General features: G+C 69.0%; 13 protein-coding genes. 4 read left to right on the forward strand and 9 right to left on the reverse strand.

All coding sequences use genetic code 11. The annotated features are described in order from the left end of the window. Nucleotides 1-90: 90 nt before the first annotated feature. On the forward strand, nucleotides 91-1923 hold the full coding sequence (locus NVU01S_RS02355; protein WP_043679263.1) for an AMP-dependent synthetase/ligase: 1833 nt from the start codon (nucleotides 91-93) through the stop codon (nucleotides 1921-1923). A gap of 59 nt (nucleotides 1924-1982) precedes the next feature. Here NVU01S_RS02355 and NVU01S_RS02360 read toward each other — a convergent pair whose 3' ends face one another. From NVU01S_RS02360 to NVU01S_RS02370, 3 genes are all read right to left on the reverse strand, one after another. Continuing rightward, nucleotides 1983-2525: a YbhB/YbcL family Raf kinase inhibitor-like protein gene (locus NVU01S_RS02360; protein ID WP_043679259.1), complete on the reverse strand. Its 543-nt coding sequence runs from the start codon at nucleotides 2523-2525 to the stop codon at nucleotides 1983-1985. 21 nt (nucleotides 2526-2546) lie between these two features. Continuing rightward, nucleotides 2547-3908, reverse strand: coding sequence for a M20/M25/M40 family metallo-hydrolase (locus tag NVU01S_RS02365; protein ID WP_052281219.1), 1362 nt, complete (start codon nucleotides 3906-3908; stop codon nucleotides 2547-2549). 118 nt (nucleotides 3909-4026) lie between these two features. Next, entirely contained in the window at nucleotides 4027-5190 is a 1164-nt protein-coding gene (locus NVU01S_RS02370; protein WP_043679256.1) for a MalY/PatB family protein, read from the reverse strand. A gap of 70 nt (nucleotides 5191-5260) precedes the next feature. On the opposite strand from NVU01S_RS02370, the gene NVU01S_RS02375 reads away from it, so the two are divergent. After that, nucleotides 5261-5758 carry an Lrp/AsnC family transcriptional regulator gene (locus tag NVU01S_RS02375; RefSeq protein WP_043679252.1) on the forward strand — a complete coding sequence of 166 codons (498 nt, stop codon included), beginning with the start codon at nucleotides 5261-5263 and terminating at the stop codon, nucleotides 5756-5758. Between the two features lie 110 nt (nucleotides 5759-5868). Beyond that, the gene (locus NVU01S_RS02380) at nucleotides 5869-6606 is read left to right on the forward strand and encodes a PP2C family protein-serine/threonine phosphatase (protein WP_052281217.1); all 738 of its coding nucleotides are present in this window, start codon (nucleotides 5869-5871) and stop codon (nucleotides 6604-6606) included. A 117-nt stretch (nucleotides 6607-6723) separates the two neighbouring features. Here NVU01S_RS02380 and NVU01S_RS02385 read toward each other — a convergent pair whose 3' ends face one another. Next, nucleotides 6724-7305 (reverse strand): hypothetical protein, encoded by a 582-nt coding sequence (locus NVU01S_RS02385; RefSeq protein WP_043679249.1) that lies wholly within the window; start codon nucleotides 7303-7305, stop codon nucleotides 6724-6726. Between the two features lie 361 nt (nucleotides 7306-7666). Continuing rightward, on the reverse strand, nucleotides 7667-8284 hold the full coding sequence (locus NVU01S_RS02390) for a hypothetical protein (protein WP_156161894.1): 618 nt from the start codon (nucleotides 8282-8284) through the stop codon (nucleotides 7667-7669). A gap of 262 nt (nucleotides 8285-8546) precedes the next feature. On the opposite strand from NVU01S_RS02390, the gene NVU01S_RS02395 reads away from it, so the two are divergent. Then, nucleotides 8547-10091 carry a sugar porter family MFS transporter gene (locus NVU01S_RS02395; RefSeq protein ID WP_244467480.1) on the forward strand — a complete coding sequence of 515 codons (1545 nt, stop codon included), beginning with the start codon at nucleotides 8547-8549 and terminating at the stop codon, nucleotides 10089-10091. 13 nt (nucleotides 10092-10104) lie between these two features. Here NVU01S_RS02395 and NVU01S_RS02400 read toward each other — a convergent pair whose 3' ends face one another. From NVU01S_RS02400 to NVU01S_RS02415, 4 genes are all read right to left on the reverse strand, one after another. Beyond that, a complete protein-coding gene (locus NVU01S_RS02400) occupies nucleotides 10105-11004 on the reverse strand; it encodes a hypothetical protein (RefSeq protein ID WP_063048042.1) in 900 nt (299 codons plus the stop codon). Between the two features lie 68 nt (nucleotides 11005-11072). Beyond that, complete coding sequence (locus tag NVU01S_RS44515; RefSeq protein WP_218023623.1) at nucleotides 11073-11588, reverse strand: DUF4236 domain-containing protein; 516 nt, start codon at nucleotides 11586-11588, stop codon at nucleotides 11073-11075. 607 nt (nucleotides 11589-12195) lie between these two features. Further along, nucleotides 12196-12384 carry a hypothetical protein gene (locus NVU01S_RS02410; RefSeq protein ID WP_014985041.1) on the reverse strand — a complete coding sequence of 63 codons (189 nt, stop codon included), beginning with the start codon at nucleotides 12382-12384 and terminating at the stop codon, nucleotides 12196-12198. 65 nt (nucleotides 12385-12449) lie between these two features. Beyond that, nucleotides 12450-23237: a non-ribosomal peptide synthetase gene (locus NVU01S_RS02415; RefSeq protein ID WP_425287701.1), complete on the reverse strand. Its 10788-nt coding sequence runs from the start codon at nucleotides 23235-23237 to the stop codon at nucleotides 12450-12452. Nucleotides 23238-23392 lie beyond the last annotated feature (155 nt).

The following is a 23392-nucleotide window of genomic DNA, read 5'->3' on the forward strand; positions in this document are numbered from 1 at the left end:
CTGCCGCATTCTGTCAGGATCGGGTCTCGAACCGCCCGCGTGCGGACGCCGTGAGGCGCGGTTCATGGCACAGCTATCGGGAACAGGGTTATGACGACTACAGACATCGGCTATTCGCACAAAACGGGCAAAACGGTCTACACCATCCCGGAAGCGTTTCAGGAGACCATGAGCGTGCGGCCCGAGCAGGTCGCGTTGCGGACCGTCGGCGGGACGCAGGAGATCACGTGGCGCGAGTACGGCCAGCGCGTGCGGACGATCGCGGCGGGCCTGGCCCGGCTCGGCGTCACCCGCGGCGACACCGTCGGCATCATGCTCACCAACCGGCCCGAGTTCAATCTGGTCGACACGGCCGCCCTGCATCTGGGCGCCACCCCGTTCTCGATCTACAACACCAGCTCACCCGAGCAGATCACCCACCTGTTCACCAACGCCGCGAACAAAGTCGTGGTGACAGAACAGGTTTTCCTCGACAAGGTGACCGCGGCCGGGGTCGAGCTCGCCCACATCATCCTGGTCGACGGACCCGCGACCGGCACGATCACCCTGGACGAGGTGGAGGCGGACCCGGCCGCCGACTTCGATTTCGAGGCCACCTGGCGGGCCGTGCAACCGGACGATCTCGCGACCCTGATCTACACCTCCGGCACCACCGGTCCGTCCAAGGGTGTCGAGGTCACCCACCGCAACGTGCTCGCCCAGGTGGTCGGGCTGGTGGCCGGACCGCTGCCGGTCGGACTCGACGATCGCGCCGTGTCCTATCTGCCCGCCGCACATGTCGCCGACCGCATCTCCGCGCACGCCATGAACCTGCTCACCGGCATCCAGCTGACCACCGTCACCGACCCGCGCGAGGTCGCCGCCGCGCTGCCCGATGCCCGCCCGACGAGCTTCTTCGGCGTGCCGAGGGTGTGGCAGAAGATCAAGGCCGGCATCGAGACCAAGCTCGCGGCCGAGACCAGCCAGGTGAAGAAGACCCTCGCGCTGTGGGCCATCGACACCGGAATCGCCGCGGCCCGAGCCGATCTCGCGGGCAAGAGCCGCGGCCCGGTGCTGGCGGTGCAGCACCGGCTGGCCGAAACGCTCGTGCTGGCGAAGCTGCGGCACGCGATGGGCCTCGACGCGCTGAACATCGCCGCCTCCGGCGCCGCCCCGATCCCGCCGGAGACCCTCGAATACTTCCTCGGCCTCGGCTTCACCGTGAGCGAGGTGTGGGGCATGTCGGAGACCACCGGCGTCGGCACCTTCACCGAACTCGACAAACCGCGACCCGGCTCGGTCGGTCGTCCGCTCGACGGCATCGAACTGCGGCTCGACACCGACGGCGAGATCCTGGTGCGCGGACCCATGGTCACCAGCGGCTACCGCAACATGCCCGAGCAGACCGCCGACACCATCGACGCGGACGGCTGGCTGCACACCGGCGACGTCGGCACCCTCGACCCCGACGGGTACGTGCGGGTCATCGATCGCAAGAAGGAACTGATCATCAACGAGGCGGGCAAGAACATCGCGCCCAGCAACGTCGAGAACGCCGTCAAGGCCGCCTCTTCGCTCGTCGGTCAGGTCGTCGCGATCGGTGACGCGCGGGCCTATATCGGCGCGTTGATCGTGCTCGACCCCGATGTGGCCGCGTTGCGCGCCAAGGATCTCGGCGCGACCGACGCCGACCTGCCGACCCTGGCGCGCCGCCAGGAGATCGTCGACGAGGTGCGCGCGGCGGTCCTGCACGGCAACGTCAAGCTCTCCCGGGTCGAGCAGATCAAACGCTTCACCGTTCTCGGCACGGTGTGGGAGCCCGGCGGCGACGAGCTGACCCCGAAGATGTCGCTCAAGCGCAACCCGATCGCGGCCAAGTACGCCGCCGAGATCGCCGCGCTCTACGCCGAGCAGCCGCCCGAGCACGTCATCTCCGTCAAGTAGAAACGCGGAAACGACTGTGGCCCTGGGGTTTCAGCCCAGGGCCACAGTTGTGCACCGGCCTACTTCTGCTCGTAGGTCGCCACGATCACCGCACGCGCGATGGCATGCGAGAACAGGTTGAAGCCGAGGTAGGCCGGGCTGGCGCTCGCGTCGATGCCCAGGCTTTCCACATCCACCGCGTGCACCGCGATGAAGTACCGGTGGTAGCCGTGCCCGGGCGGCGGCCCGGCGCCGACGAAGCCGGCGAACCCGCCGTCGTTACGCAGCGAGATCGCGCCGGTGGGCAGCGCGCCGCCCTCCTCACCGCTGCCCGCGCCGCTGGGCAGCGAGGTCGCGCTCACCGGGATGTCGGCCACCGCCCAGTGCCAGAACCCGGACGCGGTCGGCGCGTCCGGATCGAACACGGTGACCGCGAAACTCTTTGTCTCGGCGGGGAATCCGGACCAGGACAGCTGCGGCGAGATATCCTTGCCGCCCGCGCCGAACACGCCGCTGACCTGATCGTTGCCGAACGGCGCACCGTCGCTGACGTCCTCGGAGGTCAGCGTGAACGACGGCAGCTGCGGCAGCGCGTCGTAGGGGTTGTAGGAGTAATCGGGCACGTGGTGTCCTTTCGTCGATCGTCAGCTGTTCAGGAGGAAATGCTCCAGCACACGGGTGCCGAATTCGAGCGCTTGCACCGGAACCCGCTCGTCCACACCGTGGAACAGCGCGGTGAAGTCGAGTTCCGGCGGCAGCTGCAACGGCGCGAACCCGAAGCAACGAATACCCAAGCGGGCGAAGGCCTTCGCGTCGGTGCCGCCGGAGAGCATGTAGGGCACGGTACGGCCCTGCGGATCGTGCGCGAGGATCGCGTCGTTCATCGCGTCCACCAGGTGGCCGTCGAAAGTCGTTTCGTACGAGTCGAGTTTGGTGATCCACTCCCGCTCGACGTCCGGGCCGATCAGCTCGTCGACCTCGCGCTCGAACGCCGCCTGCCGTCCCGGCACCACCCGGCAGTCGACCACGGCCTCGGCGGTCTGCGGGATGACATTGGCCTTGTACCCGGCTTGCAGCATGGTCGGATTCGCCGTATCCCGCAGTGTCGCACCGATGATCCGCGAGATGGTGCCCAGCTTGGCCAGCTGACCTTCGATATCGGGACTGTCCGGGTCGAAGTCGAGCCCGGTCTCCTCGGCGACGGCGGCCAGGAACTCCGCCACCGAATCCGACATCACCAGGGGGAAGGTGTGTTTGCCGAGCCGGGCCACCGCGTCGGCGAGGATGGTCACCGCGTTGTCGTCGTGCAGGAACGAGCCGTGGCCCGCACGGGCCTTGGCGCGCAACCGCATCCAGCCCAGACCCTTCTCGGCGGTCTCCACCAGATACAGCCTGCGCTCGGTGCCGTCCGGACGCGGCACGGTCAGCGAGAACCCGCCGACCTCACCGACCGCCTCGGTGACCCCTTCGAACAGGTCCGGCCGATTGTCCACCAGCCATTGCGATCCCCATTTGCCGCCGTTCTCCTCGTCGGCGAGGAAGGCGAAGACGATATCGCGCGGCGGCACCGTGCCCTCGATCTTGAACTGGCGCGCGATGGCCAGCATCATGCCGACCATGTCCTTCATGTCGATGGCGCCGCGGCCCCACACGTAGCCGTCGCGCACCGCACCCGAGAACGGGTGCACGCTCCAGTCCGCGGCCTGCGCAGGCACCACGTCCAGATGCCCGTGCATCATCAGCGCGCCCCGGCTCGGGTCGGCGCCGGCCAGCCGCGCGAAGACGTTCCCGCGGCCGGGCGCGCCGGACTCCACGTACTCGGTCGTATACCCCGCCTCGTGCAGTTGCGCGGCCACCCATTCGGCGCACTCGCGCTCGCCCTTGGTGGTGGCCAGCTCGCCGGTGTTGGAGGTGTCGAACCGGATCAGCGCGCTGACCAGGTCCACCACCTCGTCTACCGCACGAGAGCCGCTGTTGGGAACCGATCCTTCGACAGATGTGGACACGTACCCTTTCCTACCACCTGCCCGTCCCGGCACCGTCGGCGTCCCTGCGCCCGCGTCCTCCGGCGCCACCGGACGGCACAGCGTACGGTGCCGATCCCGGTGCCCGCGGGGGTCCGCATCACGCTGATCGCAATCGGCGCACGGTGGCCTCGCGCATCCGGTCCAGCATCTCGGTCAGCACCGAGGGGTACGTCGCGAAATTCAGACGTGCGAAACCCGTTCCGCCGGGGCCGAAATCGGGGCCGGACAGCAGCATGACCCGGGCCTGATCGAGGAAGAACGCGGCCGGGTCCTGGTCGAGTTCCAGTGCGCGACAGTCGATCCAGGCCAGATAGCCGGCCCGGGGCGGACGAAAACGCAGCTGCGGGGGTAGCGCGGCGGCGACCAGGTCGCGGTTGGCGGTCAAGACCGTGCGGGTACGCGCCAGCCACTCCTCGCCCTGCTGCCAGGCCGCCTGGGTCGCCAGCACGCTCGGCGCGCTGACCTGGCCGTACAGCTTGGGCGGTTGCGCGGCCAACGCCTCGCGCACGCGGCGATCGCCGACGTGCGCGACACAGCAGCGCAATCCGGCCAGGTTGAACGCCTTGCTCGCCGAGTTCAGGGTGACTGTGCGAGCGGCGATTTCGGGTCCGAGCGAGCCGATCGGCAGATGCCGGTGCGGGTCGTGGGTGAGTTCGGCATGGATCTCGTCGGCGATCACCACCAGATCGTGGCGACCGGCGATCTCCGCGATCGCGGTCAGTTCGGCCCGGTCGAAGACGTGACCCGTCGGATTGTTCGGGTTCACCATGATCAGGGCGCGGCAACCGGATTCGCGGATATCCGCGGCCATCCGCTCGGCGTCGAAACCCCACCCGTCGGCCGTTTCGATCATCGGGATCGGTACCAGCCGCCGGCCCATGACGCGCAGTGTCTCCAGGAACGGCGGATAGGTCGGCGTGTGCACCGCCACCGCGTCACCCGGGCGGGTCGTGAGCTGCAGCACGATCTGCACCACCTGGATCAGCTCGGTGAACACGTGCACCTGCGCCGGATCGATCGCGAAATCGTAGCGGTCCCGCATGCGGGCGGCGAAGGCGTGCGGCAGCGGATTCAGTTCAGGGTGTTCATCCCAGGCCGGATAGCCGAGATCGCCCGCGGCGGCCCGCTGCAGCGCCTCGCGCACCGCATCGGGCACCGGGAAATCCATATCCGCGATCCAGCCCGGCAGCACCTCGCCCCCGACCCGTGCCCACTTCACACCGGCACGTCGCCGCAGGTCACCGATATCGACAAGCTCCATGTCGAGAACCCTAGAAGTAATGGCACGGGACGCGATTGACAATTTTCGCGGCCCGGCGCAAATTTCTTGCGTGACGGTTCTACCCCTGGACGACATCGACCACCAGCTGCTCGACCTGGTGCAGGCCGACGCCACCCGCTCCCTGCACGAACTCGGCGAGCGGGTTGCCTTGTCCCCCAGCGCCGTTCAGCGCAGGCTCGGCAGGCTCCGGGCCGGCGGGGTGATCACCGCGCAGGTCGCCGTGGTCGATCCGAAAGCGGTCGGCATGACACTCACCGCCGTGGTGCTCGTCGAACTGACCGAGGACGACGCCGGACAGTACGCCGCGTTCTGTGCCCGCATGCTCGCCGAACCCGCTGTGCAGCAGTGCTATTCGGTGGTCGGGCAGTGGGATTACGTGGTGGTCATGGTCACCGCGGATCTGGCCGAATACCGCAGGATCTCCAACGAACTGTTCGTCGGCGACAAATCGGTCCAGCGCTACGAGACCCTGCCCACCTATGAGCGCGTGAAAGCGCAACTGGCCGTGCCATTGTCGGCATCGACGAGTACGGAGATCAAACCGTAACCGACTTCACAGGATCAGCACGGAAAACGTTAGCTCCGTTCACGGCCTGAGGTGGTCAACTGGAAGGGTGCCGATCGGCACGAGCAGGTCTGCACGAGGAGGTCCGGCCCATGTGCTCGGCACCTGTCAGCGATGACACCGATCCCGAGGAGGTCCGCCTCACGGGCGCCACCTGGGAATCCGTGAGCAGGCGCGGCGCGCGCTCGCTCAACGCCGACGCGGCCGCCACCCACACCGACCCTCGCACCGGCCGCACCGCGTTCGTCGTGGCCGACGGGATCGGCAACCATCTGCTCGCGGTCCGTGCCGCGCGCATGGTCGCCGTCGTCGCCGCCCGGGTCGCCACCGCCGACGGCGCCCGCGCGGGAATTCTTGCCGCGCAAGCGGAATTGCTCCGCGAGTTCCCGCAGTCCGAGGCGGACAGCGTGCTCGTCGTCGCGGTAGTGCCCGCCGGGGACGGTCCCGCCGATATCGCCTGGGTCGGCGACTGCCGGGCCTACCGCTGGAACGGCCGGGTGCTGCATCAGATCACCGTCGACCACACCGTCGCCGAATTCTGGCGGATCCGCGGTCAGCAACCGCCACCGCGCCTGAATCACCTGGTGACCACCTCCGCCCGCACCGTCCGTCCCGCCGATATCGGCCGAGCCGGCACCGGTGCCAGCAGTGGGCGGCTACTGCTCAGCACCGACGGCGTGCACAAACGGCTCGATATCGCCACCATCAAGGCCGTCCTCGCGCACTCCGCCTCCGCCACCCTCGCCGCCGACACCCTGGTCCAGTCCGCACTGCACGCGGGCGGCACCGACAACACCACCGCGCTCGTCGCCGACCGCGGGCCCCGCTGAACCCCGGTGCGATGTGGACCCCCACGAGAATGGCGATGGCCCCCGAACAAGGATCTGTTCGGGGGCCTCGGTAGCGAGGCTACACCGGACGGCGGGGTCTCGGGGGCGGTTTCTTGCTTACTTTTTGGCCACAGAAGACGGCCCGCTGGTCCGCGCCGATACTTCCTCCCACAGGGGACCGAACACCAGCCACAGGCCGACGATCGCCCAGGCGCGACCGATCCACCACCAGAGTGCGTCGGCCTGATCGCCGCGCGCGATGGTGAGGATGATCAGCCCCAGCGTCAGCGAGGCGATCGCGGCCGCCAGCACCACCCGATTCCATTCCCGCCACAGTGCCGCGGCCTTCTCCGGTGAACCCTTCGCCGGTTTCACCGGGGCCGGGCCGCCCGCGAAGCGGTGCGCGAACCGGACATCGGCCCAGCGCACGATGGTCGGGCCGAACGCGACGCTCACGCCCAGGTAGAGCGCGGCGATGCCGTGGATCGTCCCGGGCTTCGCACCCTGATGCAGGTCGATGGCCGCCGCCACGATCAGCGCGACGTCGAGCAGCGGAATCCCCCACAGCAGCGCCGCACCCAACCCCCGCAACCGCAGCAGATACCGGGCCACCAGCCCCGCGGCCAGCAGCACCCACAGCCCGACCTCCGACACCACGATCATCGTCGCGACCGGGTTGTCGCGAACAAGATCAAACATTTCCGTCTCCCGCCGATTCGTCGAACAGAACGAGCAGGTAAGCGCCCCTTTTCCCGACGCCGACCCGCCCTGCCTGATCAACGTAGGTCGCGCTCCGGCGTCGACGCGTCCTCCGATGGAACGACCTGCCTGCCGACATCCGGAGGACCCTGCGGGGTGATCGCTGCCGCACGAGACCGATCCCGTCGAAGCCGAGCAGTGGTATCACCGAGCAGTGGTATCGCCGACCCGCCGTCGAAGGCGACGCCGACTCCCGACCGAACTCTCCTGACCCTCGGGCTGGGCAGCACCGGCACCTGGGAACGGGAGCGCCACAATTGAATTCGCAGCGACGTCGGCCCGCCTGGCGTTGTCGGGCATTTCAGAGCTGTTTGACGATGTTCCCGTTCTCGTCGAGCACCGCGATCGAAGGGGTGCCGTCGGCGGCGACGTGCAACAGAATTCGCGGACGCCCCTGCGCGTCGTGCAGCGTGAGCCCGGCCCCTTCCTCGGTGTCCGCGAAAAGCTTTACTCCGACCGGATGTTCGGCTTCCTCGATCGGCTTCTGCGGATCACCCATCCGATTCAGCGAGAACGAAGCTCGCCCCCGGTCACCCTCGGTCCGGGTCTGCAGATGGATGGCGTCACCGTTGGGATAGTCCAGCGCGATCAAGGTGCCCCCACTGTGCGCGACGATGCCGCCTTTCTCGTCACCGTTCTCGTCGTTGAAGACCAGATACGACCCTTCGTCGGGACCGCCCCGCCCGCTCGCCGGGTACGTTCTGCCGCCCATGACGACCGGCGCTTTGCTCGTGTCGAACCGGAAACGCTGCTGACCGCGCCGGTCCACGATCGTGAACGGACCTTCCGTCGAATCCTCCTTCGAATCAACGATTTTCGTAGCACCGACACCGATACCTATCCCGGTCACCGCGGCCGCGGCTCCGGCGATGAGTGCTCGCCGATTCGATGCCCCACCGTTCATATCGTCAACTCCCACGCCGAGATCATATTGGGTCACTGCCGATTCCGTCGCCGGTTCGGACCCCCGCCCGGCCCGCCAGGAAATCGCGACAGAAACGGGTGTCGGTCGCCGCCAACGGATTCCGGCGAATCGGGCGTTTAACGAATCGAAAAGAGAACGTTTCCCAGGGATCAGTTCGTTAAACCTCGGGGTAATTCTGTTCACAAAGCCGCACTGTTGATTTGCGCGTCGCCGACGAACACTATCAACTGGAAGGATGCCGACCGAGAATTCGACGATGAGCAGGCGCCGGCCGTTTCTGCCGCGGCTGCGCCGCCGCAATCTCGACGGCTACGAAATGGTTGTTTCCGCGCCGGAAAGGCCGACACAGGACGAAAGGCACATTGCGGACCGCAATGTCGTGGTCGTCGCATTGTTCGCCGCACTGGGCGGCATGCTCTACGGCTACGACACCGGCATCATCTCCGGGGCGCTGCCCAAGATGTCCGCCGAATGGGGTATCGACCACACCCGGCAGGAGATCGTGACCGCCGCGATCCTGGCCGGCGCGGTGATCGGCGCTCTGATCGGCGGATCGCTGTCGAAGACGCTGGGCCGGCGCAAGGTCATCTTCCTCATCGCCTGCGTCTTCGCTGTCGGGGTCATCGCGTGTTCGCTCGCGGTGGACGAGTGGATGATGACCGCCGCCCGGCTGTTCCTCGGCCTCGCGGTGGGCGGCTGTTCGCAGATCGTCCCGACCTACATCGCCGAGTTGGCACCGCCGCACCGCCGCGGCGCCATGGTGACCTTCTTCAACATCGCGATCGGCGTCGGAATCTTCTTGGCGAACCTGGTCAGCCTGCTCGCGGCCGCGGGCGACACCGCCGAACCCACCGGCGATTGGCGCTGGATGATCGGCATCGCGGTGATCCCCGCCCTGGTGCTCGCCGCGGCGATGCTGCGACTGCCGGAGACCCCGCGCTGGCTGATCGAGAACGGGACGATCGGCAAAGCCCGCGTCGTGCTGCGCTGGCTGCGGCCCAATCGGTCCGCCGCGGTCGACGAGACCTTGCAGATCTGGGCGATCTCCCAGCAGGAGCAGCGGGAAGCGCGAGGCGGCTGGTCCAATTTGTCCCAGCGCTGGGTGCGGCCCGCACTCGTCGCGGGCCTCGGCATCGCCGCCTTCACCCAGCTGTCCGGGCTGGAGATGATGATCTACTACTCGCACACCATCCTCGGCAGCGCCGCGGGTTTCGGCACCGGGATGGTGGTGTGGTCCGGTTTGGGCATCGCGACCGTCTATCTGATCTTCACCGCCGTCGGCGAACGGCTTGTCGATGTGGTGGGCCGCCGCCGGCTGATGCTCACGCTGATCCCCGGCTCAACCGTGTTCCTGCTCTGCTTCGGGCTGATGTTCGTCCTCACCGACCACCCGAACCGCTATCTCACGGTCGGGTTGATGCTCGCCTACATGGCGTGCAACGCCGCCGGGCTGCAGGCGGTCGGCTGGCTGCTCGGCTCCGAGCTCTACCCGCTCAGCATCCGCGATCGCGCGACCAGCCTGCACGCCGTGGCGCTCTGGGGTTCGAACCTGGTGCTCACGCTCACCGCGCTGAGCACCATCGACACCCTCGGCCTCGGCCCCGCGTTCGTCATGTACGCCGGATTCAACCTGCTCTCACTGGTTTTCGTGTTCTTCTTCGTCCCGGAAACGAAGGGACATTCGCTCGAGGACATCGAACAGTCCTTGCGCGAAGGAACTTTCATGCCATTGCGCGGCAACATCGGCAGCCGAGTCCAGGTCCCCGGCAACGGCCCACTGCCCGTCACCCAATCCCCCTGACCCCGAAGCACTTTCACCGCCCCGGCGGCTCCCCTTCGTCGCGGGCCGAGCCGGGCGGTTCACCCTCATCCCGGACCGTGTCGGGCGGCTCACCCTCATCCCGCACCGAACCCGGGGGCTCGCCTTCATCGCGAGCCGAACCCGGCGGCTCCCCTTCGTCCCGGACCGTTCCAGGCGCACCGCCCGCGTCCTGGACCTGCCGAGGCCGAACACCCTCGTCGCGGGCCGTGTCAGGTGGGCTGCCCGCAGCCCGGACCGTGTCGGGCGGCTCACCCTCATCCCGCACCGAACCCGGCGGGTCGCCCTCGTCGCGGAACGGTCCAGGCGGGTCGCCCTCGTCGCGCACCGTCCCAAGCGGCGCACCGTCGGCGCGGACCGTGTCAGCCAGCTGACGCTCGTCGCGCACAAGTTCGAGCGGGTCGCCCTCGTCGCGAGCAGATCCAGGCGGGTCGCCCTCGTTGCGGGCTGGTCCAGGCGGGTCGCCCTCGTTGCGGACCGAGCCAGGCGCGTCAGCCTCGTTGCGGAGCCAGCCGAGCGCGTCACCCTCGTTGCGGAGCCAGCCGAGCGCGTCACCCTCGTTGCGGAGCCAGCCGAGCGCGTCACCCTCGTTGCGGAGCCAGCCGAGCGCGTCACCCTCGTTGCGGAGCCAGCCGAGCGCGTCACCCTCGTTGCGGAGCCAGCCGAGCGCGTCACCCTCGTTGCGGAGCCAGCCGAGCGCGTCACCCTCGTTGCGGAGCGTGCCGGGCGGGTCGCCCTCGTTGCGCCGCGTGCCGTGTGGATCACCTTCTGCGCGAGCGGGTTTCGTGTGTGAGGACGGCAGGATCACGGGGCTGATGCCGGATCGGAGTCCGGGGGCGTGTTCGATCTGTGTGTGGACGGCGGGTGGCGGCGGGGGCATATCCATGAGCGGCATCGGGTCACTGTCGCCGAGACCTGTGCGGAGGTCGAGGGCTCGGTTTGCTCAGTGAACCGTTCGACGGCTCAGGGCCGGGCCTGGCCGGGGTCGGGGGCCGGTTTGGTGTGTTCGGTCCACGCCTGCCCGTCCCACCAGTACAGCAGGCGACCACCTGACGGCGGGTGGTACCAGCCCGGCGGCACATTCCACACCGGGGCGGGCGATGTCTGCTCAGCGGTGTGCTGGTCCCCGGCGATGCGCGCACAGAAGATGAAGAACGCGGCGGTGACGACGAGCGCGAGCGCGCCGGCGATCAACCCTTGCACCAGCAGCAGGAGTGCGACGACACCGCAGATCCCGGCAAGCACCTGCAAAAGGACGCGCCCGTCGGTGAGACGAGGTGAGGACCCACCCGCGAGTGCGGCACGAGGCGACGTATTCCGGGCACGGATGCGCCGCGCCCCGACCACTTTGGTGTCCGAGATCCCCGTTCCAGGTATTCGTACCGTTCGGGTCACCCGTCCGTCGGCGCGTTTGGTCACCCGTAACGGTCCCCCACCCGCGCTGTACCCGAACCCGGTCTTCGACACGGTCACCCGCATCGGACCATATTTTCTGTGTACCCGGACCACGCACTGCTCCTTCGAGCATCCAACTCGACCAGCCTGCGAACGACTCCGATGGTACTGCGCCACCCCCCGCCCGATCGAGGAGTTCGCCGGCCCGGTTCCCGCCCCGCGCCATAGGCTCGCGCGTCCGATCGGCCACGACCGCCACCCGGGCACCGCCCGGCCGACAACGAGCCCTTTCCGGGCCCGCCACGGCCTTGACCCGAACCGAAAAGCGCGAGCAGGCGAGGTCGCCGCCGGTGCCGAATCCCGCGCCCACCGCGACGACGAGCCCTTTCCGGACCTGGCGCGGCCTTGACCCGAAAGCGCAAGCAGGTGAACTCGCCGCCGGTGCCGAATCCCGCGCCCACGGCAGCGAAGCCCATCCCATCGGCGACGAGCCGCAGCCCGATGGCGAAACCCCGCGCCCACCGCGACGACGCCACCCGCCGCGGCAACGACAAGCCACTGACCGTACCGATCCCGCGCCCGCAGCGGCGAAAACCTCCTGCGACGACCCGCTGCCCGTGCCGAACCTCCTCGCGCGGAGGCAGGGACGCGCAACGCGGCGGCGGTGCCGACGGAATCGAGCGGCCGCCTGCTACCTGCGTGCGCGGCGGCGGAAGCGGAAGGAGCGGGTGCCGGTGCCGACGCCCGCCAGGTGCAGGGCGATCAAGAGGAAGCCGAGGGTCACCAGGGTGCCCGCGGTGATCGTGTCGCCGAGGGTGGCATCGGTCAGGTCGAGCAGCAGCGCGAGTCCGAACGCGACTGCGGCGGCTATGGCCATCATGGTGAACCTCCTTGTGCTGCCCCGGAAGTACCCAGCGGCGCGCGGCGCAACCACACCGTTTTCGGTCAGCCACCGTTCATGCGTCCGGCCAGGTTGCGAATCGTCCGCTCGGTGAACACATCCCGGAGTTCTACGGTGACACCGATCTGTTCGGCGATCCGCCCGGCCAGGCGTACCACGAGCAGCGAATGCCCGCCGAGTTCGAAGAACGAGTCGTCGATCCCGACCTGTGCCACGCCGAGCACCTCGGCGAACACCGCGCACAGCTGTTCCTCCAGTGGACTGCGCGGCGCGTGGTACCGCTCGTTGGTGAACACGGGCTCCGGCAAGGCTTTTCGATCCACCTTGCCGGTGGGGCCGACAGGCAACGCGTCGAGTACCACGAACGCCGCGGGCACCATGTACTCCGGCAACCGGCCCGAGACGAACTCGCGCACCGCCGACTCCACCACTCCCGCAAGCGGATCGGCGGGCACCAGATACCCGACGAGCTGCCTCCCCGCGTGGCCTTCGCGCGCGACGACCACGGCGCGCGCCACCGACGGGTGATCGGACAACGCCGTCTCGACCTCGCCGGGCTCGATCCGGAACCCGCGAATCTTCACCTGGTCGTCGGCCCGCCCGGCGAGCAGCAGCTGCCCGTCGTGGTCCCGGCGCGCCAGATCGCCGGTCCGATACAGCCGTCCACCGGGTCGAACCGCATACGGATCGGCCACGAACCGTCCGGCGGTCAGTCCGGCGCGCCGCAGGTACCCGCGCGCCAATCCGGCTCCGGCAACATACAATTCGCCCACCACGCCGGGCGGCACCACTTGCATCGCGTGGTCCAGTACATACACTCTCGTGTTGTCCACCGGTCCGCCGATCGGCACCGCGACCGTGTCGCGCGGCGCCCCGGCCACCGCCCAGGTACTGTCCGCGCTGGTTTCGGTCGACCCGTAGAAGTTCAGCAGCACGCTGGCCGGCAACAGCGCGCCGAACGAGTCCGCGACCGACACCGGCAACGGTTCGCCACTGCTGACCCACACCGCGCAGCCCGCACCACGGTGCACCCGTGGGTCGGACAGCATGGCCGCGAGCAAGCTGGGCACCACCACGATTCGGCGCACCGCGTAGCGTTCGATCAGCGTGAGCAACGCGTCCACATCGCGCATCTGGTCGGCGTCGGCGACCACCACGGTGCCGCCGTAACTCAGCGGCCCCAAGATCTCGGCCAGCGAATCACCGAAACTCAACGCGGTTTTCGCGCACACGACCTCGCCTGCCCGCCACGGCAGCACCTTCTGATACCAGGTCAATCGGTTCACCAGACCGCCGTGCGTACCGAGCACGCCCTTCGGCGCGCCGGTCGAGCCCGACGTATAGATGACATAGGCCGCGTTGTCCGGCGCGAGGAACGGCCGGCGGGCCGGGCCCGCGCGATGTTGCTGTGCCGCGGCCATCGACGCGCCGTCCAACCGCAGCACGGGCCGCGCGTCCGTCGTCATGTACCGCAGCCGTGCTGCCGGATAGTCCTGGTCCAGTGGCAGATACGCGGCACCGGCCTGCAGGACACCGAGCATGGCGACGACGCTGTCGGCCGAGCGCGGCAAGCTCACCGCCACCACGTCTTCGGTGCGCACGCCCTGTGCGATCAGCCAATTCGCCACTCGTTCGGCGCGAGCGTCCAGCTGGGCGTAGGTGAGCACGGTCGGGCCGCAGATCACCGCGGGCCGCGCCGGCGTCGCGACGACCTGCCGGGCGATCAAGTCCGGGACCGTCGCCGTGGGCAGCGCCGCCGCGGTGTCGTTCCACGTCGCCAGCAGGTTCTGTCGTTCCTCCGGCAGCACGATATCCAGTGCCGCGACCGGGGCTGCCGGTTCGGCGACCACGGTTTCGAGCAGCTGTACGAAACGGCGCGCGAGCGCCACGACGGTGGGGCGATCGAACAGATCGGTCGCGTACTCGACGCTGCCGAGGTAACCCGCCGACGACTCTTCCAGGGCGAAGAACAAGTCCAGTTTGGCGGTGCCGGTGTGCACCGGCACCGCGGTGACCTCCAGCCCGGGCAGGTCGAATTCGTGCGCCGTATTGTTCTGCAACGCGAACATCACCTGGCACAGCGGAGCAAACGCCGTCGACCGCACCGGATTCAGCAGTTCGATCAGTCGCTCGAACGGCAGATCCTGATTCGCGTAGGCCCCCAATGCCTTTGCGCGTACTTGGTCGAGCACCGCCGAGAACGCGGCGTTCCCGGATACCGCGACCCGCAGCACCCAGGTGTTGACGAACAGCCCCACCAGCTCCGCGGTCGCCGCATCGGTGCGGCCGGCGATCGGCGTCCCGATCGGAATATCGGCTCCCGCACCGAGTTTGTGCAGCAGGACCGCGAACACCGCCTGCAACACCATCGATGCGGTCGCGCCGCGCTCGCGCCCGGCCTGTTCCACCGCGGCACGCAGCCGCGGCCCCACCGTGAATTCGACGATATCGCCGCGTGCGCTCGCGATCTTCGGGCGCGGCCGATCCCAGGGCAGCAGCAACTGTGCGGGCAGCTCGGCTAGTTCCCGGCGCCAGTACGCGAACTGTTGCGCCGCCGGGCTTTTCGGGTCATCCGGATCGCCGAGCAGGTCCCGCTGCCAGATCGCGTAGTCGGTGTATCGGACCGGCGGATCCGGCCGATCCGGTTCCCGGCCCGCGCGGCAGGCCGAGTACGACTCGGACAGATCGCGCGCCAGCACCGGCAGCGATCCGCCGTCGCAGGCGATGTGGTGTAGCACCAGCAGCAGCACATGCTCGTCGGCCGCACAGCGGAACAAGCTCGCCCGCACCGGAATATCTCGCGTCAGATCGAACTCGTACCGCCCAACGGCGTCGAGCGCGCCACGCACGTCCGCGACGTCGACCACGGGGACGTCGACCACCGTCGCCGCCCGCACCCGCTGCACCGGCACGCCCGCGACCTCGGTGTACACGGTGCGCAGACTCTCGTGCCGACGCACCAGACCGGTCACCGCCGACCGCAGTGCGGCGAGATCGACCGGCCCGGTCAGCCGGACCGCCAGCGGAATGTTGTACGTCGCGGACGCCCCTTCCAGCCGGGCGAGAAACCACAGTCGTTGCTGCGCAAAGGACAACGGCACCGACGTCGGACGAGCCCGCCGCACCAATGCCGGACGCACCGGCATGTTCTCGTCCAGCCGGGTCGCCAGCAGCGCCGGGGTCGGCGCCTCGAACACCGTCAGGATCGGCACTTCGATGCCGGAGACCAGCCTGATCCGGCCGACCAATCCGGTGACGGCCAGCGAATGCCCGCCGAGCTCGAAGAAGTCGTCGTCCGCGCCGACCCGTGCCGCACCGAGCACCTCGGCGAACAACCCGGCGAGCATCCGCTCCCGCGACGTCACCGGCGCGCGATAGGCAACCCGTTGTCGCGCAAGCGTCTTCGGTTCGGCAGCGCTCGGCGCGCCACTGCCGACGGTCAGCGCTGGATCGACCACCACCCTCGCCAGCAAACGCACGAACGCCACGCCGAAGCCCTCGACGGTGTCCCGGTCGAACAGGTCGGTGGCGTATTCCACGCTGCCGCTGTACCCGCCGGACACCGCTTCCTCGAGCACGAAGAGCAGGTCGAATCTCGCCGTTCCGGTATGGACCGCGAGCGGTTCGGCCGCGACACCGGGTAGGTCGAATTCGGGAACCGCAGTGTTCTGCACGGCGAACATCACCTGGCACAGCGGATGGAACGCCGTCGACCGCACCGGATTCAACAGTTCGACCAGCCGCTCGAACGGCAGGTCCTGATTGGCGTAGGCGCCTAATGCTTTGGCGCGTACCTGGTCGAGCACCTCGTCGAACCGCGTTTGCGCGCCGATGCGCACCCGCAGGACCCAGGTGTTCACGAACAACCCCACCAGTTCGCTCAACGCGTCGTCGGTGCGACCCGCGATCGGGCTGCCGATCGCGATATCCGATCCGGCGCCGCACTGCTGCAACAACACCGCGAAAACCGACTGCAACAGCATCGAGGCGGTCGCGCCCCGGCTGCGCGCCGAATCCTCGACTGCCGCCCGCATTCCGGCGTCGATCACGAACTCCACGACCGCACCGCGCATGCTCATCGTCGCCGGGCGTGGCCGGTCGGTCGGCAGCGACACCAAGTGCGGCAGTCCCGCGAGTTCGGCCCGCCAGTATTCGAACTGCCGCGAGAGCAGGCTCGCGGGATCGTCGATGTCCCCCAGCAGGTCTCGCTGCCACGCCGCGTAGTCGGTGTACCGCACCGGCAACTCCGCCGGCTCCGGCGTTCGCCCGGCGCACCTGGCCGCGTACGCCGCCGACAGGTCGCGTGCCAGCGGTCCCAGCGACCCGCCGTCCGCCGCGCAGTGATGCACCACCAGCAGGAACACCAGCTCGTCGGCCACGCACTGGAACACGGTGGCCCGCAACGGAATCTCGGTGGCGAGATCGAAAGGCCGCCGGGCCGCGTCGCACATCGCCTCGGGCAGTTCCGCCGCGGTCAGTGCACGCACCTCGAACGGCACCGTGAGCCGCTGCGGATCACGCACGACTTGTACGGGCGCACCGTCGATCTCGGGAAACACCGTCCGCAGGCTCTCGTGTCTGCGCACGACGTCGCCGACCGCGCCCGCGAGCGCGCCGAGATCGACCGGTCCGGTCAGCCGCACCGCCACCGGAATGTGGTACGTCGCCGACGGTCCCCGCAGCCGGTCCAGAAACCACATCCGCTGCTGCGCGGACGACAGCGCACTCCGCTCCGTACGGTCGCGTCTGGTCAGCGGCGGGCGCGGCGGCAGGCTCGGGTCTAGGCGCGTCGCGAGCAAGGCGGGGGTCGGCGCCTCGAACACCGTCAGGACCGGCACCTCGACTCCGAGCACGACGCGGATGCGGTTGACCAGGCGCGTGGTCGCCAGCGAGTGTCCGCCCCGGTCGAAGAAATCGTCGTCGGCGCCGACCTGCTCGACGCCGAGGATTTCGGCGAACAGCTCGGTGAGCACCAACTCCGGCAATGATTCCGGCGCCCGGTACGTCGAGCGCGCCCGGAACTCCGGCGCGGGTAGCGCTCGGGTGTCCAGCTTGCCGTTGGCGGTCAACGGCAGTTCGTCGAGCACCACCAGCGCCGCGGGCACCAGGTTCGGCGGCAGGACACCGACGAGGTGAGCACGCACGGCCTCCGGGTCGAGGACACCACCGGCTGCCGCGACCAGGTAGGCGACGAGCTGAGTGCCGAGGCGCTCGTCGGTGTGCGCGACCACGACGGCTTGCGCGACCGGCGCCAGGGTCGTCAGCACCGCCGCGATCTCCCCGGGTTCGACTCGGACGCCACGGAGCTTCACCTGGAAGTCCGTGCGCCCCAGGTACTCCAGTTCGTGGCGGGCGGTCCGCCTGCCGCGGTCACCGGTGCGATACATCCGCGCGCCCGGGACGAACGGATCGGCCACGAACCGCTCTGCGGTCAGGTCCGCCCGCCCTACGTACCCGTGCGCCAGCTGGGCACCCGCCACATACAGCTCACCGGCTACCCCGTCCGGGACCAGTCCCAGCCCGCTGTCCAGCACGTAGATCCGGGTGTTGTGCACGGGCGCGCCGATCGGCACCGAGGCCGTGTCCGCCGCGCTCACCTCGTGGAAGGTGACGTCCACGGCCGCCTCGGTCGGTCCGTACAGATTGTGCAACCGCGCGCCGGTCAGTGCGCGCAGGCGCTGCGCCGTCGCGGCAGGCAACGCCTCGCCGGACGCGAAAACCTGCCGCAGGCTGTGGCATTCGGCAGCTTTCGGCTCCGCGACGAACACCGCGAGCAGCGCGGGCACGAAATGCACGGTGCTGATCTGCTGTTCGGTGATGATCCGCGCCAGGTAGGCCGGATCCCGATGCCCGTGCGGTTCGGCGACCACCAGCCGGGCACCGATCTGCAAGGGCCAGAACAGCTCCCACACCGATACGTCGAACGTCGCGGGGGTCTTCTGCAACACCGCGTCGTCCGCGCGCAGGCCGTACTCCGCCTGCATCCAGACCAGCCGGTTGACGATCGCCACGTGCGGCACCGCAACGCCTTTGGGCGCGCCGGTCGAACCGGACGTGAACAGGACATACGCGATCGCCTCGGCGCGCGGCCTGGCGTCCGGCAGGGGCGCGGCGTCGAACTCGGAGAGGTCGAGCCGATCGACCCGTACCTGCCGTACTCGCCGGGTCACCAGGTCGGTACCCGCGGTGAGCAGCAGCGCCGGCTCCGCCGCCGCCAACATCTGGTCGACGCGTCCCAGCGGGTGGTCGGGGTCGACCGGCAGATACCCGCCGCCCGCCGCCAGCACCGCGTATATCGAGATCACGAGATCGTCGCAGCGCCGCATACCGATCGCCACCAACGCACCCGGCCGCACGCCTACCGACCCCAGGTAGCGGGCCAGCCGGTGTACCCGTGCCGCGAACTCGCGGTAGGTCAGCGTCGTTCCCTCGTAGGTCAGCGCCGGCGCGCACGGCGTCCGCCGCACCTGCGCCTCGAACATCGAGACCAGCGTTGCCGTCCGGTCGAGGGCCCGGACGGCGCCACGGCAGGATTCGAGCAGCTGAGCGCGCTCGGCGGGCTCGAGTAGGTCGATGTCGCCGACCGTGGCCGAGGGCGTCCGCACGACCAGCGCGAGTATCCGCACGAATCGCGCGGCGAGGCGTTCGACGGTCTCCCGGTCGAAGAGGTCGGTCGCGTATTCGACGCTGCCCGCGTAACCCCCGCCTGGCACCTCCGTCAGCGCGAAGAACAGATCGAACCGCGATGTCCCCGTGCCGGTCGGCACGGGTTCGACTTGCACTCCCGGAAAAGCGAATTCGTGGAACATGTTGTTCTGCAACGCGAACATCACCTGGAACAGCGGGTGCACCGCCGTCGAACGCGCCGGGTTCAGTTGTGCCGTCAGATGTTCGAACGGCAGGTCCTGGTTCGCGTAGGCGTGCAACGCCTTGCTCCGGACCTGGGCGAGCACGTCCGCGAACGTCGACCGGTGGGTGACCGCGACGCGCAACACCCACGTGTTCACGAAGAAGCCCACCAGCTCGGCCGCCGCGTCGTCGGTCCGGCCCGCGATCGGGCTGCCGATCGCGAGATCGGCACCCGCGCCGAGCTTGTGCAGCACCACGGCGAACACCGATTTCAGGACCATCGACGCGGTCGCCGTCCGGTCGAGCGCCAGACTTTCCACCGCCGAACGCATGTCGGGCCCGATCGCGAAGGCGACCGTATCGCCGCGGTGACTCGCGACCTTCGGCCGGGGCCGGTCGAGCGGTAGCGTCGACTGCTCCGGCAGGCCCGCCAATTCCGCTCGCCAATACTCGAGCTGAACCGCCGCGACACTCACCGGGTCCGCGGGATCGCCGAGAATTTCCCGCTGCCACAGCGTGTAGTCGGCGTACTGCACCGTGTGCCGGGCCGGTTCCGGAGGCCGGCCGGCGCGCCGAGCCGCGTACGCCAGCGACAGATCGCGCGCCAGCACCGGCAGCGAACCGCCGTCGCAGGCACTGTGATGCAGCACCAGGACCAGCACATGCTCGTCGGCGGCGACCCGAAACAGTCTGGCCCGCAGCGGTATATCCGCCGAAAGATCGAACCGGTGCCGGGCTTCGTCCCGCACCGCCGCCGCGACGTCGGCGACCTCGGTCACCGGCACCTCGACCGTGGCGCTCGCGCAGATTCGCTGTACCGCCTCGCCCGCCACCTCGGCGAGCACGGTGCGCAGACTCTCGTGCCTGCGCACCACGTCCCCGACCGCCGCGCCCAGCGCGGACACGTCCAGCGGCCCGGTCAATCGCACCGCCGATGCCACGTTGTACGTGGCCGAAGGCCCGTGCAGCCGATGCAGGAACCACAACCGCTGCTGGGCGAAGGAAGCCGGAATCCGTGCGGGCCGCGCGCGGGCGACCAGCGCCGGTCGGGCGGCGGCACCGTGGTCGAGGCGGGCCGCCAGCAAGGCCGGGGTCGGCGCGTCGAACACCGTCAGGATCGGCACTTCGACGCCCAGGACCGCCCTGATGCGACCGACGAGCCGCGTCGCCGAGAGCGAATGCCCGCCCAGCGCGAAGAAATCGTCGTCGGCGCCGACCGCACCGACCGCCAAGGTCTCGGCGAACAGCTCCGCCACCGCACGCTCGCGCGCGGACGCGGGTGCCCGATAACGGTTGTGCGCGAAGACCTCCGGTACCGGCAGCGCGCTCCGGTCCACCTTGCCGTGCACGGTCAGCGGGAACTCGTCGAGCACCACGACCGTCGGCATCATGGCGTCCGGCAACAACTCTCGCAGGTGCGCGCGCAGATCCGCGACCACCGATGCGGTGTGCGGATTGTTCGCGTAGTGGGCCGGGGCTTGCGGCGGACCGTCGGGCAGGTACACATCGGTGAGCGGGCAGTCGGGCGCTTCCACGAGAAATATCGCGTCCATATGGCCTTTCCGGGCCGACCACGTCACCGCGGCGGTCCGGCCGTTCGCCGCGGCGAGCAGGTGCAGATCCTCGGGCAGCAGCCCCTCGCGGGAGGATCGCGGCGCGCCGACCGCCTGCGCTGTCGCGTCGAGATCGCGGTGCACGCCCGCGTGCGGGATCTCGGTGACCCGCAATGTCGCGGTGTGCACGTCGCGCAAGGCAGCACACAGTGCATCGCGACCGGTGAACGGCCGTTGCGGCCCGGTCGCCAGAGACCTTGCGTCCGTGGGGTGTTTACGCAAGACGACGTCGTACCGGTAGGACGTCAGCTCGTTGCTCGACGCTCCTCGCCGCAATGCGATGTCGACCGCGCCGATCTCGTCCGTCTCACGAGCCAGTGCCGTGAAATAGTCGGGGGCCAGCAACAGTTCCGGTTCGGCGCGCAGCGCCGCATCGACCCGGGTACGCAGCACGGCCGCATCGGCCATACCGTGCCGCGCGAGTTGCACCGCCGCGGTGTGTGTTTCGTGTAAGGCCAGGTTGCGGATGTCGCCGAGAAACAGCGCACCGCCCGGCCGGAGCACGCGCAGTGCCGAATCCAGCACGCGTCGCAGGTAACGCTCGCTCGGGAAGTACTGCACAACGGAGTTCAGGATGATCGTGTCGAACCACTCGCTCGGCAGTCCGGCGAGATCGTGCGCCGCCCGCCGCTCCAGCACTACCCGTCCGGCCCAGTCGGCGTCGAGCCGCCCCGCCAGGTTCCGGATCGCCGTCGCGGACACGTCGGTGGCGCGGTACTCCACGCACTGCGCGGCAAGTTCGGACAGCAGCAGACCGGTGCCGACGCCGAGTTCGAGCACCCGGCTCGGCCGCAGCGTGCGGATCCGGGCGACGGTCGCGTCCCGCCACTGCCGCATCTGCTCGACCGGAATCGGTGCGCCCGTATAACTGTCGTGCCAGCCCGCGAAGTCGGCGCCGAACTCGGCCGTGGCGCCGTCGGCATAGACCTCGTCGTAGAGCCGATGCCAGTGCTCGATCCGCGCACCCTCGTCGCCGGTATCCGACACCGCACGGGCGGCGTCGACTGTGACGTACCCGAACAATCGGGCCGCACCCGCCGCCGTGCGCACGGCGACCACCGCCCGCGTCACGACCGGGTGCGCGGCGAGCGCCACCTCGATTTCCCCGGGCTCGATCCGCACCCCGTGCACCTTGACCTGAAAGTCGGTACGCCCCAGATACTCCAGATCGCCCTCGGCATTCCAGCGCACCCGGTCCCCGGTGCGGTACATCCGCTGCCCGGCCGCGAACGGGTCGGCCACGAACCGATCCGCCGTCGCGCCGACGCGTCCGAGGTAGCCGCGCGCCAACTGCACCCCCGCCAGGTACAGTTCCCCGACCGCCCCGGCCGAGACGGGTGCCAAACGCGTGTCCAGCACGTACACCCGGGTATTGGGCACGGGACGTCCGATCGGGACCGATTCGGTATCGGTACCGCGCACCTCGTGCCGCGTGACGTCGATGGCCGCCTCCGTCGGCCCGTACAGGTTGTGCAGCCGTGCACCGGTGACCGCGACCGCCGCCTGCGCCAGTGGGCCGGGCAAGGCCTCGCCGGAGGCGAAAATCGCACGCAACCCGTGACATTCGGCCGCACCGGGTGCGGTGCGGAACAACTCCAGCAGGGATGGCACGAAATGCACGACCGTCACCGCTTCGCGCGCGATCAGTGCGGTCAGATAGCCCGGGTCGCGGTGCCCACCCGGCGCCGCGAGCACCAATCGCGCGCCGGCCTGCAACGGCCACAACAGTTCCCACATCGCCACGTCGAACGAAACGGGCGTTTTGTGCAGTACCGCGTCCCGGTCGTCCAATCCGTACTCCGCCTGCATCCAGGCCAGCCGGTTCACCAGCGCCGCATGCGATACCGCCACCCCTTTCGGCTGACCGGTCGAGCCGGACGTGAACATCACGTAGGCCACATTCGCGCAACGCAATACGCCCAACCGTTCCGCGTCGGTGATCGGCTCCGGCGAAAAGCCGGACACATCAATACGATCCATCGGGATCGCACCGGGCCCGACACCGAATCCCGCATCCGTGAGCGTCACTATCCGCGCTACCCGGGCCGTGTCCAGGACGAAACGATTACGCGCGACGGGATGCTCCGGGTCGACGGGCACACATCCGCCGCCGGCGAGTTGGATCGCGTACACGGCGACGACGAGTTCGACCGAGCGCGGAATCGCGATACCCACCAGCGAATCCGGACCGATGCCTTGCGCGATCAAATACCGGGCCCAGCGCCGCGCCAGTCCCGCGAACTCACCGTAGGTCAGTGATATTCCGTCGAATGTCACCGCGACGGTGTCGGCCCGGCGCGCCACTTGCTCCTCGAACGACGACAACCAGGTCGCCGCGTGCACGACGACGACCGGTCCGGCGGGATCCACCATGCCGATTCCCTTCCTCCGCTGCCCGCCCCGAGCATCAACGCAGGCCGAGACGCACGATCGAGCCAGCTATCATTCACTCCCATGGCAGTTGGTGGATGAAAGCCCCGATTTCCTTGCCTCATCGCGCAACACGAACGCGGTTTCCCCGGCAC

Source organism: Nocardia vulneris (assembly GCF_001613425.1).
In the GTDB taxonomy this organism is placed as follows: domain Bacteria; phylum Actinomycetota; class Actinomycetes; order Mycobacteriales; family Mycobacteriaceae; genus Nocardia; species Nocardia vulneris.

Coding starts and splice junctions, on each gene's coding strand:
- NVU01S_RS02355 (WP_043679263.1), top strand. CDS start 91: ATGACGACTACAGACATCGGCTATTCGCACAAAACGGGCAAAACGGTC.
- NVU01S_RS02370 (WP_043679256.1), bottom strand. CDS start 5,190: ATGGAGCTTGTCGATATCGGTGACCTGCGGCGACGTGCCGGTGTGAAG.
- NVU01S_RS02380 (WP_052281217.1), top strand. CDS start 5,869: ATGTGCTCGGCACCTGTCAGCGATGACACCGATCCCGAGGAGGTCCGC.
- NVU01S_RS02385 (WP_043679249.1), bottom strand. CDS start 7,305: ATGTTTGATCTTGTTCGCGACAACCCGGTCGCGACGATGATCGTGGTG.
- NVU01S_RS02395 (WP_244467480.1), top strand. CDS start 8,547: ATGAGCAGGCGCCGGCCGTTTCTGCCGCGGCTGCGCCGCCGCAATCTC.
- NVU01S_RS02400 (WP_063048042.1), bottom strand. CDS start 11,004: ATGCCGCTCATGGATATGCCCCCGCCGCCACCCGCCGTCCACACACAG.
- NVU01S_RS44515 (WP_218023623.1), bottom strand. CDS start 11,588: ATGCGGGTGACCGTGTCGAAGACCGGGTTCGGGTACAGCGCGGGTGGG.
- NVU01S_RS02410 (WP_014985041.1), bottom strand. CDS start 12,384: ATGATGGCCATAGCCGCCGCAGTCGCGTTCGGACTCGCGCTGCTGCTC.